Annotated in this window: 11 protein-coding genes and 1 pseudogene; 9 read left to right on the forward strand and 3 right to left on the reverse strand. The window is 52.7% G+C overall.

Translation table 11 applies throughout. From position 1 onward, the window contains the following. The 6 genes and pseudogenes from ACTH5D_RS13855 to ACTH5D_RS13880 all read left to right on the forward strand — a co-directional run. The coding region (locus ACTH5D_RS13855; RefSeq protein ID WP_441672216.1) for a DEAD/DEAH box helicase at window positions 1-4,439 on the forward strand (4,439 nt) is incomplete at its 5' end. Between the two features lie 281 nt (window positions 4,440-4,720). Beyond that, window positions 4,721-5,689 (forward strand): annotated as a pseudogene (locus ACTH5D_RS13860) (alkaline phosphatase family protein); the annotation flags it as partial. A 161-nt stretch (window positions 5,690-5,850) separates the two neighbouring features. After that, window positions 5,851-6,480 (forward strand): histidine phosphatase family protein, encoded by a 630-nt coding sequence (locus tag ACTH5D_RS13865; RefSeq protein ID WP_441672219.1) that lies wholly within the window; start codon window positions 5,851-5,853, stop codon window positions 6,478-6,480. Between the two features lie 67 nt (window positions 6,481-6,547). Further along, on the forward strand, window positions 6,548-7,060 hold the full coding sequence (locus ACTH5D_RS13870; protein ID WP_441672221.1) for a C40 family peptidase: 513 nt from the start codon (window positions 6,548-6,550) through the stop codon (window positions 7,058-7,060). Window positions 7,061-7,295: 235 nt separating this feature from the next. Beyond that, complete coding sequence (locus ACTH5D_RS13875; RefSeq protein WP_441672223.1) at window positions 7,296-7,874, forward strand: antibiotic biosynthesis monooxygenase; 579 nt, start codon at window positions 7,296-7,298, stop codon at window positions 7,872-7,874. A gap of 170 nt (window positions 7,875-8,044) precedes the next feature. Continuing rightward, window positions 8,045-8,716, forward strand: coding sequence for a glutathione S-transferase family protein (locus tag ACTH5D_RS13880; RefSeq protein ID WP_441672225.1), 672 nt, complete (start codon window positions 8,045-8,047; stop codon window positions 8,714-8,716). A 137-nt stretch (window positions 8,717-8,853) separates the two neighbouring features. Here ACTH5D_RS13880 and nhaD read toward each other — a convergent pair whose 3' ends face one another. After that, entirely contained in the window at window positions 8,854-10,332 is a 1,479-nt protein-coding gene (gene nhaD, locus ACTH5D_RS13885; protein WP_441672227.1) for a sodium:proton antiporter NhaD, read from the reverse strand. 468 nt (window positions 10,333-10,800) lie between these two features. On the opposite strand from nhaD, the gene ACTH5D_RS13890 reads away from it, so the two are divergent. Continuing rightward, entirely contained in the window at window positions 10,801-11,778 is a 978-nt protein-coding gene (locus tag ACTH5D_RS13890; protein WP_441672229.1) for a TAXI family TRAP transporter solute-binding subunit, read from the forward strand. Window positions 11,779-11,901: 123 nt separating this feature from the next. Continuing rightward, window positions 11,902-13,704 carry a TRAP transporter permease gene (locus tag ACTH5D_RS13895; RefSeq protein ID WP_441672231.1) on the forward strand — a complete coding sequence of 601 codons (1,803 nt, stop codon included), beginning with the start codon at window positions 11,902-11,904 and terminating at the stop codon, window positions 13,702-13,704. Here the strand turns inward: ACTH5D_RS13895 and ACTH5D_RS13900 are convergent. Then, window positions 13,666-14,244, reverse strand: coding sequence for a hypothetical protein (locus ACTH5D_RS13900; RefSeq protein WP_441672233.1), 579 nt, complete (start codon window positions 14,242-14,244; stop codon window positions 13,666-13,668). The genes ACTH5D_RS13895 and ACTH5D_RS13900 overlap by 39 nt on opposite strands. Before the next feature lie 89 nt (window positions 14,245-14,333). Further along, window positions 14,334-15,290: a calcium/sodium antiporter gene (locus ACTH5D_RS13905; protein ID WP_441672235.1), complete on the reverse strand. Its 957-nt coding sequence runs from the start codon at window positions 15,288-15,290 to the stop codon at window positions 14,334-14,336. 351 nt (window positions 15,291-15,641) lie between these two features. On the opposite strand from ACTH5D_RS13905, the gene ACTH5D_RS13910 reads away from it, so the two are divergent. Then, window positions 15,642-15,783, forward strand: a 142-nt coding sequence (locus ACTH5D_RS13910) for a cold-shock protein (protein WP_441672237.1), incomplete at its 3' end; no start/stop codon positions are given.

Genomic DNA, 15,783 nt, shown 5'->3' on the forward strand with positions numbered 1-15,783 from the left:
TGAATGCCGCCGATCGTGGCAAGCTGATTATGGCCTGTGGTACGGGCAAAACGTTTACTTCGTTGAAGATCGCTGAAGCACTCGCTGGTAAGGGTAAACGGGTGCTGTTCCTGGTCCCCAGCCTTTCGCTGTTGGGCCAGTCATTGACCGAATGGACACAGGAATCAGCGGTTCCCCTGAAAAGCTTTGCGGTCTGTTCAGACAGTGACGTTGGCAAGCGCCAAGGTAAGAACGATGATCGTGTGATTGCTGGCATCAGTGATCTGCAATATCCGGCAACAACCAACGCGGCATCCCTGCAAAAGCACATGAGCCTTTATCACAGCGATGAGGCGATGACGGTAGTGTTCTCTACCTATCACTCCATTGGGGTGTTGAATGAAGCTCAGACCACGGGTACGAAGCCGATACCCGCCTTTGATCTGATCATCTGCGATGAGGCACACCGTACAACAGGTGCCACCTTTGAGGGTGAAGAAGAATCTGCATTCGTTCGCATCCATGACAATCATTATATCCAGGGCACCAAGCGCCTCTATATGACGGCCACACCAAGAATTTACGGTGATGATGCCAAGCAAACGGAGAAAGTCACCCTTTGCTCGATGGATGACAAGTCGCTGTATGGTGAGGAGCTGTATGTCATCTCCTTCTCGGAAGCGGTCTCAAGAAAGCTGCTAGTGGATTACAAGGTTATCGTGTTGGCGGTTGAGGAGGCGCACGTAAACCGTCGTTTACAAAGCCTACTGAAAGACGCTGATAACTCGCTGAAAGTGGATGACGCGGCCAAGATCGTGGGATGTTGGAAGGCACTGTCCAAGCAAGGGCTGGTGGAGACGATGGGACAGGAACCCAACCCGATGAAACGCGCGGTGGCGTTCTGCCAAGTCATTGATAAAGAATATAAAGGTAAGAACCACAAGGTCAGCTCCAAACTGATCTCAGAGATGTTTGGTGCCGTGGTGGCTCAGTATCAGGAAGCAGAAATCGAGTCACTGCGAGAAAAAGACCCTGATGCTCCGCTGGATAAGGCGCTGACGATGGCCTGTGAAGCAGAGCACGTTGATGGCGGCATGAACGCTAGTGAGAAGGAAGCCAAGCTGGAGTGGCTAAAAGCCACCGCCGAGGACAACACGTGCCGTATTTTGTCTAACGTGCGCTGCTTGTCTGAAGGCGTTGATGTGCCTGCACTGGATGCGGTGTTGTTCCTGACCCCACGCTCTTCTCAGGTAGATGTAGTGCAGTCTGTGGGGCGTGTAATGCGCTTAGCTCCAGGTAAAGAGCTGGGTTATGTAATCCTGCCGGTGGTCATCCCTGCCGGTGTTGAACCGGAAGAAGCCCTGAATAGCAACGAAACCTACAAGGTAGTCTGGCAGGTGCTAAACGCACTACGGTCTCACGATGACCGCTTTGATGCCATGATCAACAAGCTGGAATTCAACGGCAGTATGCACTCCAAGATGGAAGTGGTAGCCGTTGCGGATAAGGTGACACCCAAAGCGACTCGGAAATCCAAAAAAGAGCGTACGGCCGGCAAAGCTCGTGGTGGACGCTCAATTGGTTCCAAAGATCCTAACCCGTCATTTGAACAGGCCGAGATGGTCTATGAGATCGGTGATATCGAACGTGCGTTATACGCCAGGATCGTCAAAAAGTGCGGCAACCGGCACCATTGGGAAGATTGGGCCAATGATATTGCCAAGATAGCCAATACTCATATTGATCGTATCAAGGCGATTCTTGAAGATGACAGCAATACCCAAGAAATAGCGGCGTTCAGCGCATTCGCGCATGAGCTGCGTGACGATCTGAATAACAGCATCCCGGATGCCGAAATTATTGAAATGCTCGCTCAGCATCTGATCACCAAGCCGGTGTTTGATGCCCTGTTTGAAGAATACAGCTTTGCCAAGCACAACCCCATGTCTCAGGCGATGCAGCAGGTGCTGGGTAAGCTGCAAGAACACAGTCTAGAGAAAGAGCGCAGCACACTGGAGTCGTTCTACGAGTCGGTGAAAATGCGAGCTGAAGGCATTAACAGTGCTGAAGGCAAACAGCGAATCATCGTAGAGTTGTACGACAAGTTCTTTAAAAATGCTTTCCCTCGGATGACCGATCGCCTGGGTATCGTCTACACACCTGTCGAGGTGGTGGACTTCATCATTCACAGCATTGAAGACGTGCTCAAAACCGAGTTTGGCAAGAGCATGGCCGATGAGAGTGTGCATATCATCGACCCGTTCACAGGCACAGGCACATTTGTCACCCGATTGCTCCAGTCTGGACTGATTCCCAAAGACCGATTGCCGCATAAATACAAACATGAACTTCACGCCAACGAGCTGGTGTTGCTTGCCTATTATATTGCAGCTATCAATATCGAGGCCACTTATCACGGCATTATGAATGACAACGTGACGGGCCTGGAAGAAAGCGATCAGATTTTTGAGGTTCCCTACGAACCGTTCACTGGCGTTTGCCTCACCGATACATTCCAGATGTATGAAAGTGAGGACATGGTTGATGCTTTGTTGGTTGAAAACAGTTCTCGCCGTCAGCGTCAGAAAGAACTGGATATTCGCGTCATTATGGGCAACCCGCCGTATTCTATTGGCCAGTTAAGCCAGAACGATAACAATGCCAATGTCAGCTACCCCAAGCTGGATAGACGGATTGAAGAAACTTATGCCGCTCAGTCTAATGCAATGCTATCGAAGGGGCTGTACGACAGCTACATTCGTGCCATTCGTTGGGCATCCGACCGCATTGGTGATGCAGGGGTAATAGGCTTTGTGACCAATGGCGGCTTTTTGGAGGCCAATACCACCGATGGTTTGCGCAAGTGCTTGACGAAGGAGTTTTCCAGCATTCATGTGTTTCACTTGCGAGGGAATCAGCGCACCTCGGGCGAACTATCGCGAAGGGAGGGCGGGAAAATTTTCGATAGCGGTAGCCGTGCCCCTATTGCGATTTCCCTGCTGGTCAAAAACCCCGAAGCAGCAGAGCACGGGCGCATCCTATTCCATGACATTGGTGACTACCTGAACCGTACTGAAAAGCTGGAAATGATTGCGAACTATGCCAGTGTAAAGGGTATCCCCGCATGGCAGCAGATTGTTCCTGACCAGCATGGCGACTGGCTGAATCAGCGCGATGACAGCTTTGGTGAGCATATTGTATTGGGTGATAAAAAAGGCGATGGCCCCAAACTATTTAGTAATTACTCATTAGGGGTAGCAACTAACCGCGATGCTTGGGTTTACAACGCTAGCAAGGTCAAGCTAAAAGACAATGCGAGCAGCATGATTGACTTCTACAACGCCGAGTTGGAGCGCTTTAATTCAGCCCTTTCAGGGTTGGATACAAAGGCGCGCCAGGCGCAAGTAGATGGTTTTATCAATACCGACCCAACTCGCATCAGTTGGACGGTAAACCTCAAGCAGGATTTGGCCAGAAATAAATCTTTCGCCTACGAAGAGTCATCAGTTACCACCTCTGTTTATCGACCATTCACCAAGCAATGGATCTATTTCAACCGTACCTTTAATGAGAGGGTGCTCCAAATGCCCCGCATCTTTCCGCAGGCAGGGGCGGAGAACTTGGTGATTCAGGTTACGGGCACAGGAGCAAAGGCTTTTACTGTCCTTATGTCGGATGCGCTTCCATGTTTAGACAACATCGAAAAAGGCCAATGCTTTCCGCTCTACCTTTACGATGAGCAGGCCCAAGAGAAAAATAGCAGCCGCGATTCCTTGTTTGTGCAAGAGGAGCAATCTGAAGTTGGCCTCAAACGTCGCGATGCTATCACCGAGGAAGGGCTGGCCCACTTCCAAGAAGCATACCCTGGCGAGCAAATCACTAAGGAAGACCTGTTCTATTACGTCTACGGTATCCTGCACAGCGAGGACTACCGTACCCGCTTTGCCGACAACCTAAGTAAAGAGCTTCCGCGTATCCCGAAAGTTAAAAAAGCAGCAGATTTTTGGGCGTTCTCGAAGGCTGGACGTGACTTGGCCAAGTTGCACGTGAACTACGAAACCGTAGAAAAGTATCCGCTGACCTTTCAGACCAAAGGCAATCTGGTGGACGAGGATTACCGCGTCACCAAAATGAAACTCGGCAAGAAGCGCTGCGAGGAAACCGGTAAAAACATTAACGATCTCAGCACCGTCATATATAACGGCAAGATCACCATGACCGGCATCCCGGACGAAGCATGGGATTACGTTGTAAACGGTAAGGCTGCTCTGAATTGGGTTATCGAACGACAGTCTGTGACGACCCATAAGGCCAGCGGAATCGTCAACGATGCAAACGACTGGGCTATTGAAACCATGGGGAATCCAAAGTATTCACTGGAGCTGTTTCAGCGGGTGGTTACGGTGAGCCTCAGAACGCAAGAGATTGTTAGGAAGCTGCCAGAGTTGAATATTATTTAAAAAACGGATACGAGGCCAGGGATGGCATCGTTGCCGTTTATATGCGGTCGCTTACTCAGGCCTATTGTAAGAAGAGGTTTGAAGATTTAAAAAATTGACTGGAAACGGTGAAGAAAACCGGTCGAGTCAGCGTGCTTGACTCATGCGACCGGTACGGACAAAGGAGAGAGGAATGTCCATATGTAACTCGTATCCATATGGACAATGACAGTAGAGCCCGGAAAGCCTGAAATGCATAGGTTGCTGGCCGTATCCATACCAGTGCCGCTATAGATTACAACCATCACGACGTGACCGATGACTGGAACCTTACCGCTGACTGGGAGAAAACCGCCTATGGCCACCCGTTCTCTAAGCGCATTATCGGCAATGCCCTGGTCGCGTATTCGCTCTGCCAAGCATGGGGTAATGATCCGGATAAACTCAATCCATTAATTCATCATGCCGCTACGCTGCTGGGCGACGGACGCGAGGTGCTCGCGCGTGCTGAGCAAGATGGATTAATTGAGCGGTTGCTGCGTTTTCAGGGCTGGGAGTTTCAAATCCCCGGTACACCTGCGCTTATTGTGCTCGACACCCGCACCCGCCGTTGGCGCAGTGAGCGCAGCCCCAAGCGGCCTTCTGGTCTCATGGATTGGGAAGCACTGATGGAAATGCAGCAGGCGCTCATGGGCGTTAAAAGCGCGGTGATTATTTCGCCCGCGCCGATGTTTGGCGTCAAATTAATTGAAAGCATTCAAAAGCTATTTACCGCCGTGGGTAAGCCGTTAGTGGTGGATGCTGAGAACTGGATGGCGCACCGAGGCGCTGCTAACGCGCTGCTGCAAATTTGGCAGCACTCTAAAACGCCGGGCAATTACGTGATTCTTTCTGGCGATGTGCACTACTCGTTTGTCTACGACATTGTTGTGCGCCATCAGCGGCGCGCTCCTCACCTGTGGCAGATTACCTCAAGCGGAATCAAAAACACTTTTCCCAAGGGTCTTCTCAATACCTTTGATCGACTGAATCGCTGGATGTATGCCCCGTGGTCGCCGCTTAACTGGTTTACGAAGCGCCGCAAACTCAGTGTTCATCCCCGTGACCCCGACCGGGCGAGTGCCGGGGAGCGGCTTTGGAACGCCAGCGGGATTGGTTTAGTCACACTCGACGAGAAAGGCTACCCAACGGATATCCGCCAGCTCGATGTGAACGGTAGCGATGTGGTGTTCCCGCCGCTCGAGCGTCTCAAGCCAAAAGGCGGGCACTAGGCGTTGGTGTGGGGTTTTGACAGGATGGTGTCACCCGTTTTCCAAAGCGTCATTAACTCGTCACAGAAGTGCCCCGGTGCTGTCATCTAAGGGGGGCAGGATATCGCTATCTTCTGACTATGTTTAAGCGCGCTGATGCGTTGAAAAACCAGGAGCCTAAAATGCGTTTTTCTGATGCAAGCGCTACCACCATTGATTTGTTACGTCATGGTGAGCCGGTGGGTGGGCGTATGCTGCGTGGCTCAACTGACCATCCGCTCAGTGATACAGGTTGGCAGCAGGTGACGGATACGGTCATGCGCCATACGGTCGAAGGCCATTTGCCTTACGATGCGATTGTCACTTCGCCGCTGATGCGCTGCCGTGAGTTTGCCCTGTGGCTAGGCGAAGAGTTTGATCTCCCTGTGCAGGTGGAAGACGATCTCGCCGAGCTACACTTGGGGCAGTGGGAAGGTAAAACCTACGCAGAGGTAACCGCCGCAGAAGGCACCGCACGAATGAGTGCGTTTTGGCACAAACCTGCCGAGGTCGCGCCTCCTGATGGCGAGACGCTGCAAGCATTTGATGCCCGGCTCGCCGAAGTTTGGCGGCGGCTACTTCTCCAGCCGCCCGGTCAGCATGTGCTGGTCGTGGCCCATCTGTTTGTTTGCAATGGCCTGTTACGACAGGTACTTGAACAGCCGCTTTCGCGAGTGCTGGCGATGGATTTGCCCTATGCAGCGATGAGCCGAGTGCGTCATGAGCGCCATGCGCTTGGTGACACTAGCTTTATTGAGTGGATAGGGCGTTAACCATTGTTGGCGGCTAGGCATGCTTTACGCCATTATGTGGGCAGTTAGCTTACCGGAGCGCCTGTCCATGTCATTGGTTCGCCTGTCGTCTTTAGCTTATGTGGTCGTCTTGCGCCGCGGGTGGCTGTTGCCCTGCCTATTGATGCTTGCGCTAGCGGGCTGTGCCAACCGTGAGCTCGCGCCGATAGATGCACCACCCGATCGCGCCGGTATTTCTATGGAGCGTGCGCTCATTCTCTCTCATGCCCAGCAGGCCATTGGCACGCCGTACCGCTTCGGAGGCAATACGCCGGAAGGTCTAGACTGCTCGGGGCTGGTGGAAATGACCTATCGGGCGGCAGGCATTCGCGTACCGCGCACCGCCAATGAGCAGTTTCAAGCCTTGCCAAAGGCCGATGCCCCGCGCCCCGGCGACCTGCTGTTCTTTGGTGATCGTCGCAAAGCGACCCATGTCGGTATCTATCGTGGCAACGGCCAAATGATTCATGCGCCCGGTAATGGTCGTCGTGTGGTGAGCGTGCCGTTAGAAGTCGATTACTGGCAGGCGCGCTTTTTAGGTGCCGCCAGCCCTGCCCCTTAAGTAACCGTGCTCTCTGTCGATATATTGCTTTGCAGCGCCCATAGGTGAGCGCTTCAAGGGAAGTCCATTCGTGCGGGGCATACCTTTCTCATCCGCAGTAGGCTTTTGCGTTTCTGGCATAACATGGCATCAACATTGCTTGTATAATGTGGTTATTGGACTTTTAGGCTTATCCGCTTGAAAGCAAACAGCCTGCCTACCCGGCCTGCGCTGTCAGCACATTAGGAGATATACCATGTCTGCCTCACCTGTCACATTGATGGTGGCTCGGCGCGTTGAGCACGGCCGCTATTTCGATTTTAATCGTTGGCTTAACGAAGGGCGGGAGCTAGCGGCTGATTTTGCTGGCTATCTCGGCTCTGGCGTATTGGCGCCACCGGTTGACGATGATGAATATCAGATCATATTTCGCTTTAGCAGCAGTAAGACCTTAGCAGCCTGGGAGCATTCTGCTTCACGTCATGCGTGGCTCGAACGCGGGGCAGGGCTCTATGAGGCGCCCCATGAGCATCGCGCAACAGGGCTGGATACTTGGTTTCAAACTAGCGTTAGCAGCATTCCTCCGCGCTGGAAACAGGCGGTGGCCGTCTGGGTGGCTTTTTTTCCTATCTCACTGCTGTTTCAGTGGTTATTTGGCGGCGTATTAGCTGAGTGGGCACTAGTGCCGCGGGTAGTAGTGAGCACCTTAATGTTGACGCCTGTCATGGTGTTTGTGTTTATTCCACTCTCTATGCGCCTATTAGCGCCCTGGCTGCAAGGTACATGGTCACCGCTGGATATGCTGGCGCGCTGGCGCCAGGCGTCTCGATCATAATTATGCTTGGCAGCACTGAGATGGCGCTAGTCTTGGCCTATAGGTTCTATGTAAGCTGACCTTGATAATCGTGGTTTCAAGCAATAGGCGCAATGTACTAGTAGAAATGTACTGGCAGAAAAGGATCGCTGTCGCAATGCGTGCGGCTAACTCAGTCCCAAGGAGCTTTTATGATTCATGTTCACCATCTGGAAAAATCGCGTTCTCATCGTATTCTATGGCTACTCGAAGCCCTTGAGCTGGACTACGAACTGGTCGTTTACCAGCGCGATGAGAAAACACAGCATGCGCCAGCATCGCTGAAAAAAATTCATCCGTTGGGTAAGTCGCCGGTGATTACGGATGGTGATCTGACCGTGGCCGAGTCGGGGGCGATCATTGATTATCTGCTGCAGCGCTATGGGCAAGGTCGGCTGCAGCCTGCTCAGGAAGATATACATGCGTGGGTAGATTATCGGTACTGGCTGCATTACGCCGAAGGCTCGCTGATGCCGCTGCTGGTGATGCAGCTTGTGTTTGGGCAGATACCCAAGCAGTCGCCGTGGCTGATAAAGCCGTTAGCGAAAGGCATTAGCGATACGATGAGTAAGCGCTTCTTCGCGCCTCAAATTAAGCAGCATCTCAGCGTCATTAACGAATGCTTATCTGCGCACGGTAATTTTGCCGGGCCGTGGCCCAGCGGTGCCGATATTCAAATGAGCTTTCCGCTGCAGGCGGTTGCTGCCACTCAGTCGCTGGAGAAATATCCGGCTATTGCCGCCTTTGTGTCGCGTATTGAACAAGATACTGCGTGGCAGCGGGTGGTAGCGCGAGCAGGCCCGCTCACGATGCCGGGCCAGTGATGCGTCTTAGTGGGCTGAATATTTATGTTGAATAATCCAAGCATCTTCTTTTAGACGTACTATAAGTAAATGGACTAGGCCCCCTTTTCAGCCTGCGTGAAAAGGGGGCCTAACGTTGCTTGGGCCGCTAGCCTGAGTTAATTGAAAAGCGCAAAGCTATCAGCATTGATCCACATGTGGACCAGAATACTAGTGATATAGCCGAGCAGGATCACCGGCGACCAGCGTAAATGCCCCATGAACGTATAGGACCCTCGTGCCTGCCCCATTACTGCCACGCCGGCCGCTGAGCCAATCGATAGCAGGCTGCCGCCAACCCCCGCGGTTAAGGTGATGAGCAGCCATTGGCCGTGGGACATGTCGGGCTCCATGGTGAGTACGGCAAACATCACTGGAATGTTGTCGATTACCGCAGAGGCAACGCCTAGCGTAATATTGGCCGCGGTAGGGTTCCAGCCGGTATACAGGGCGTCTGATAGCAGGCTGAGATAGCCCATAAAACCTAGCCCGCCCACACACATGACGACCCCATAGAAGAACAGTAACGTGTCCCACTCGGCGCGCGCCACGCGATTAAAAACATCGAAGGGAACCACGCTACCTAACTGTGCCAACTTACGATTATCGCCTTCCCGGCTGTAAATCTCACGTTTGCGCTTTAGTGAACGAGGCAAGCTACGGCGCAGGTAATAGCCAAAGAACTGCAAATAGCCCAGGCCGGTCATCATGCCCAGTACGGGCGGCAGGTGAAGCACAACGTGGCAGAGCACGGCGGTGATAATGGTCAATAAAAACAGCGCCACGATGCGTCGCGCGCCACGCTTCATCCAGACGTCTTCATGAACGCTGGCGGGCTTTTCATCCTTAATAAATAGACTCATGATGGTGGCGGGGATCAAGAAGTTGACCAGCGCCGGAATAAATAGAATGAAGAAATCTTGAAACGCGACCATGCCTGCCTGCCACACCATGAGCGTGGTTATATCGCCGAAAGGACTAAATGCGCCGCCTGCGTTGGCGGCAACCACAATATTGATGCATGCCATGTTAATAAAGCGTTGATCACCTTCGGCAACTTTCGTCACGACGGCGCACATGAGCAAAGCGGTGGTGAGGTTATCGGCAACGGGTGACAGCACGAAGGCAAGACCGCCCGTTAGCCAAAAAAGTGTGCGATAGTTGAAGCCTTTGCGCAGCATCCATGACCGCAGCGCGTCGAACACGTGACGCTCTTCCATCGCATTGATATAAGTCATCGCCACCAGTAAGAATAGCATCAGCTCGGTGAACTCTAACAGCGTCATCCTAAACGCGTATTCTGATGTCTCAGACATGCCATTTTGGACATACACCCAGCCGATAAGCCCCCAAATAATGCCGGCGGCTACTAGTACGGGTTTTGATTTGCGCATATGAATCTTTTCTTCGGCCATGACTAACGCATATGCCAAGACAAAAATAGCGACGGCAAAAAAGCCCACGAGCGAGGTGGTTAAATTTAATTCGCCGGTGACGGCAAAAGCGCTAGGGCTGATGCATAACAGTAAGGCTGCTAATAAAAAAAGCCAGCGACGATATAATCGTGGCTGGCAAGAGTGTTTGCTCAACGTAGGCATGTGAGGTCTGTCCCATGGTTAAGTTATTAGAAATTGTTTAAAAGGGATTCCATGTTATCAGCCTGTGTTGCGGCGCAATACGTTATAAAAACGAATGAAGGCTGTCATTATTAAAAGAATCGAGTCTTTTTTTAGTAAATTAATCTTTTAGGTAATGGAAGCTTTAGAAGCAATGGTTTTGTAAATTAATTCATTATTTTATTATTATGATACTAAGTGCTAATAGTAAAATTAATTAAATTTTGTTTTTACAGGCTTTTGCTAATCTCGCTAATGGTGTTCTTTAAAACGCAGCATGCAAAAATGGATGAAGTGGTTTGATGGCTGGTGGCGTTAGAGGACATTCAGCAGGGGAGTGCCCGATTAAGCGCCGTCGTGCTATTTTGAGGCGCGCCACGCTCACGGCTTGGTAAGATAAAAATGAGGCCGGCTAGAAAGCGGCTACTGGACACGTTGAGGAATAAAAGAATGCGCAACCCATTTCGCTCCCTAAACCGCACGCTTGGCATGTCAGTAGCGACGTTAGCCCTAGCCAGTGCCGCGTTTTCCGCCCATGCCGAAACGCGTGTGACCTATAAATCGGCTTCTGCAGGAACCGCCTATTATCAGATGGGCGTAGAGCTTTCTGAGGCGATTCGCCAGGGCACGGACGACGACATTATTCTTACGTTGGAAGAAAGCCAAGGTTCCGTACAAAATGTAATGGAAGTCATGGCCCGCCAGGGTAACTACGTTTTCACGACTCCTCCTGCGCTAGTCGAACAGGCGATGGCGGGCGAAGGCCCCTTTGCTGAGCGGCAGAGCCCTCGCTTTCAAGAGATACGCGGCTTATTCCCGATCCCTTCTATTACCATGCACTTTGTACTGGCGGGCGATGAAGGCGTGACCGATATTTCCGCCCTGGAAGGTAAGCACCTGTTGATTGGTAAAGGCACGTTTGGTGCCCGTGAAGCGGCTCGCTATCTAGAGCTGTTCGGCCTGGCAGACGACGTTCAAATTGCCGATGCTGCTATTGGTAGTGGCCCTGATGCGCTTAAAAATGGCCAGATTGACGGTTTTGTGACCGCCAGCTCGTTCCCGTCGCCTAACGTGATTGAGACGGCTGCCAGCATGCCAGTCTCTATGGTAAGCCTGACCGACGAGCAAATCGAACAGACCGGCGCGCCGCGTCAAACCATTCCTGGCGGCACTTACCCCGGAGTGGAGCAAGATGTTGAAACGACGTCACTGCCGGTTATTGCCTACACTACTACGCAGATGGATGACGACACCGCGTACCTGCTGACGAAGACGTTCTGGGAGCGTCGCGATGCCATGGCCGAAGAGGCCGCCTGGTGGGGCAGTATTACGCCGAAAATGCTTGAAAATATGTTGGGTACGCTTCACCCCGGTGCACTGCGTTACTACGATGAAGCGGGTATCGACATACCGGATGCCCTTCGCTAACGCTGTTTGATAGTCCTGTGCGATAGTCCTGTGCGATAGCCCTTTTCGATAGCTTCTCTCGTTCCTCTTCCCACTGCCACGGCGCTTGTGCCGTGGCAGTGCTGTATCAATAGGCAACTTGGCATGCGTTTTTCCTTTTCGTCGCAAGCAGCGACGCCCTCCGCAGCGAACAACGCGATAGCGCCTGGCTGGATAGCGCTTGGGGCGGTTAGTGTTGTATTCCACCTTGGACTTATTTTTTACGGCTTAACGCCTGCGCTGGTGAGTCGGCCGCTGCACATGGCGCTGCTGTTGCCGTGGGTATTGATCTTTATGGCGAAAACGCCGGCGCAGCGCATAAGCGGTTGGCTTTTAACGCTGCTGGGCATGGCGGCGTGCAGCTATATCGCCTTTAACGAAGCGGCGTTGGCTAATCAGTATGGCTTTATCGATACGCATCTACAGATGGCGATTGGCGTGTTTTTAATTGCACTGGCGCTTGAGGCTGCCCGCCGAGCGATTGGCTGGCCGCTGCCGCTAGTAGCCTTATTGGCACTGATGTACGGTGCTTTTGGCCAGTATGTGCCCGGCGCCTTTGGGCACCCAGGTCTGCCGTTGCAGAGTATGGTCGGTACGCTGACCATTGCCGAAGGCGGCCTGTGGGGATCATTGACCGGCGTGAGCGTCAGCGTTGTCGCTATTTTTGTGATTTTTGGCGCAGTGCTCAATGCCGGTGAAGCTGGGCAGGGCTTTATGAATTTAGCCAGCGCCGTGGCGGGTCGCCTGACGGGCGGGGCTGCCAAAGTGGCGGTGATTTCATCGGCATTGATGGGGTCTATCTCTGGTTCAGCCTCGGCCAACGTGGCCTCAACCGGGGCGATCACCATTCCTTCGATGGTGCGTTTGCGTTATCCGCGTTCGTTGGCCGGTGCGGTGGAGGCCGTTGCTTCTTCCGGTGGGCAGATTATGCCGCCGTTGATGGGGGCGGGTGCGTTCGTGATGGTCGAGCTTACGGGAACGCCCTACACGCAGATTATGGCTGCCGCTATGCTGCCGGCGGTGCTGTATTTTCTGACCGTTTGGGTAGGCATTAATGCGTATGCGACTCGGCATGATTTACAGCCAGTCGCTGAGAGTGAACGGCCCCATGCGAAGGAGGTGCTGATTACCTCACTATTTTTCGCGATACCGTTCGTTCTGCTGTTAGAGCGCATTTTTCACGGTGGCTATACCCCGCAGTACGCGGCCAGCATTGCGATTTTTGCAGGCGTTGCGCTGCTATTGTTCAATGTCAAACTACGCTTTTCACTGCCTGATTTTGCGCGTCGCGTAGCGGAAGCGGCGGTGACCGCCGGACGCCAGATCGCGGTCATTGGCGCCATTATTCTGTGTGCGTCGCTGGTGGTTGGGGTGCTTTCGCTGACGGGGTTAGGCGTTAAAATTACCTCAGGTATTTTGTCGCTTTCCAACGACGCCCTGTGGCCGGCGCTGCTCTTGACGGCGTTGGCGTGTTTGATTCTCGGCATGGAGGTGCCGACCACGGCTGCCTACGTGATTTGTGTTTCGGTTGCCGGGCCTGCGTTAACCTCTTTAGGTTTAGAGCCGCTTTTGGCACATCTTTTCGTGTTTTGGTATGCGCTGCTCTCAACCATTACGCCGCCGGTGTGCGGGGGCGTGTTTATTGCAGCGGGCATGGTTGGCGAGAACTGGCTAAAAGTGGCGTTTAAGGCGATGGCGCTGGGTATTGGGCTGTATATCATTCCGTTGGCGATGGTCGCCAACCCAGAGATGATTCAGCTAGCTTTTAATCCTTCGGGCGCTCTGCTTTACACGCTAAAAGTGGCGGTTGGGTTAACGGCCATTTCGTTTGGCGTTATTGCACGCAAAGCGCTGTGGCATCGCGTGGCGTTAGTCGCAGCGGGCGTCATCATCATCTTTGTGATCTAGCCGCAGCGATGAAGAGGCGGGCAGGGGGCTATTCGCAAACATCACCCAGGTATCTAGCGCAGGGCCAAGCGACTGCACGATACGCAGTTGCTCAGGCGCCAGCGCTAGTACTTCTTCAGCACAGATGCCCGCTTCAAAGCGGCCGTCTAACAAGCCTTCTGCTACCGCCACGATGGTCGGGGCCTCAATGATGGCTGGATAGCGGCTTAAGTCTGCGTAATAACGCGTTGCTGGCTGCAGTGCCACGTGGGCGGGGTGGGTAATCGCGCGCTGTGCGAGCAGTGCCAGGGGTTTACTGCCGGCAATAAAAGTGTCCACGGGATAGGCTTGGTGCATATAGCGGCCGACGCAATCGCTGTGCGCGGCATGGGCAGTACATTGCAGTACGTGGCTTGCCTGTCCTGTCATGAGCGCTTGGAATGCGTCTTCAAACTGCGTGTAAAGAACCACGCTTCCCACGTCTGAACAGCGCATTTTAAGATAGCGTTTGGCAATCAGTTCGTGATTGTTACCACTCGGCCCTAATGTCGCGATTCGCACGATAATTCTTCTCAGTGAAAAGTGGCTTAAATGAATAAGCCAAAAGCACAGGATGCTTTTGGCTCAATGCAATCAGCGAGCAGATGCGTTTAAAAGATAGTAAAGCTTAGCGCTAAGTAAGCGGCATAGCCTGCCAGCAGCGCAGCGCCTTCCCAGCGTGATAGGCGCATGCCGGTATACAAAAACAATACCAGCAGGCCAGCAGCGCCCAGCATGACCCACTGATCAAACATTGCCACGCGCGGTGCCAGCGGCAGTGGCTGTAAAAACGCTGAGATACCTAAGATGCCAAGCAGGTTGAAAATATTACTGCCAAGAATGTTTCCGACGGCAACATCGGCATGACGCCGTAGCGCTGCAATCACTGAGACCGCCATTTCAGGCAGCGAAGTACCCACGGCAACGATGGTTAGGCCAATAACCGCCTCAGAAATCCCCATGGCCTGGGCCAAACCAATGGCGCCATAAAGGAGCAACTGCGAGCCACCTATCAGCATGCCTAGGCCGGCAATCAGCGCTAGGCCCATCATCCAGCCTGTCGTGGGTAGCTTGGTCATTTCCTCCGCTTCTGAGGTATGCATATCGGTCGCCGGAACATGCTGGCGGCTTTCGCTTACGTAGGCCCAAACGAGATAGCAGACGAGGCAGGCAAGAAAAATTCCGGCATCAACGCGGCCTAATGCTCCGCTAAACGACAGGGCTATAAACAGCAGGCTGGCCAAAACAACGACCAGTCCATCACGGCGCAGTGCTAAAGGCTGAACGACCATCGGGCAGATAACCGCGCACATTCCCAGGATCAATAAAATATTGCCAATGTTGCTGCCCACTATGTTGCCAATAGCAATGTCCGGCTGCTGGTTCATAGCGGCATGAATAGAAACGACCAGCTCGGGCGCTGAAGTACCAAAGCCCACCACGACAAGCCCTGTCAGCAAGGGCGAGACACCCACTCGTTTAGCGCCCGCCACCGCGCCGCGAATAAGTGCTTCCCCTCCTAGGGTGAGTAGCACAATGCCTGCTAACAAACTAAGTCCATATAGCATGTTCAAGACCTCTTCCTGAGTACCTTCCCGACCGCGAATGACGCGGGGGTTGTCGGGTCAGTAAAGCGCGCTAGGCGGTCGGATTAATAGTGCCCAGCTCACTGGCAAGATTACTGCTATTTTTATGTCTTTGCTCTTTTTTACTGCTGTTGCCAGAAAGAAAAAGGTGAAAGGTTTTGACCTGGTTGGGTATCCGTGGCAAGGTATGCGCAGTAAGTTAGCAAGCAGCATGGTTCCAGAAACATTCGAATTCTTTCGGTAGTCTGTAATTGTATTCCTTGTTCTACTCACTATTTATCTGGGTAATACCAGGATTTTTACAATTCGCAAATTGCGAAAAGGATTTATAACATGGCAACTGGCACAGTTAAGTGGTTCAACGATTCTAAAGGTTTTGGTTTCATTGCACCGTCTGACGGCAGTGACGACGTTTTTGCTCATTTTTCTGAAATTCAGTCTGATGGCTTCAAAACTCTGCCTGAAGGCGCTAACG

This window comes from Halomonas sp. (genome assembly GCF_052095695.1).
Classification (GTDB): Bacteria; Pseudomonadota; Gammaproteobacteria; order Pseudomonadales; family Halomonadaceae; genus Vreelandella.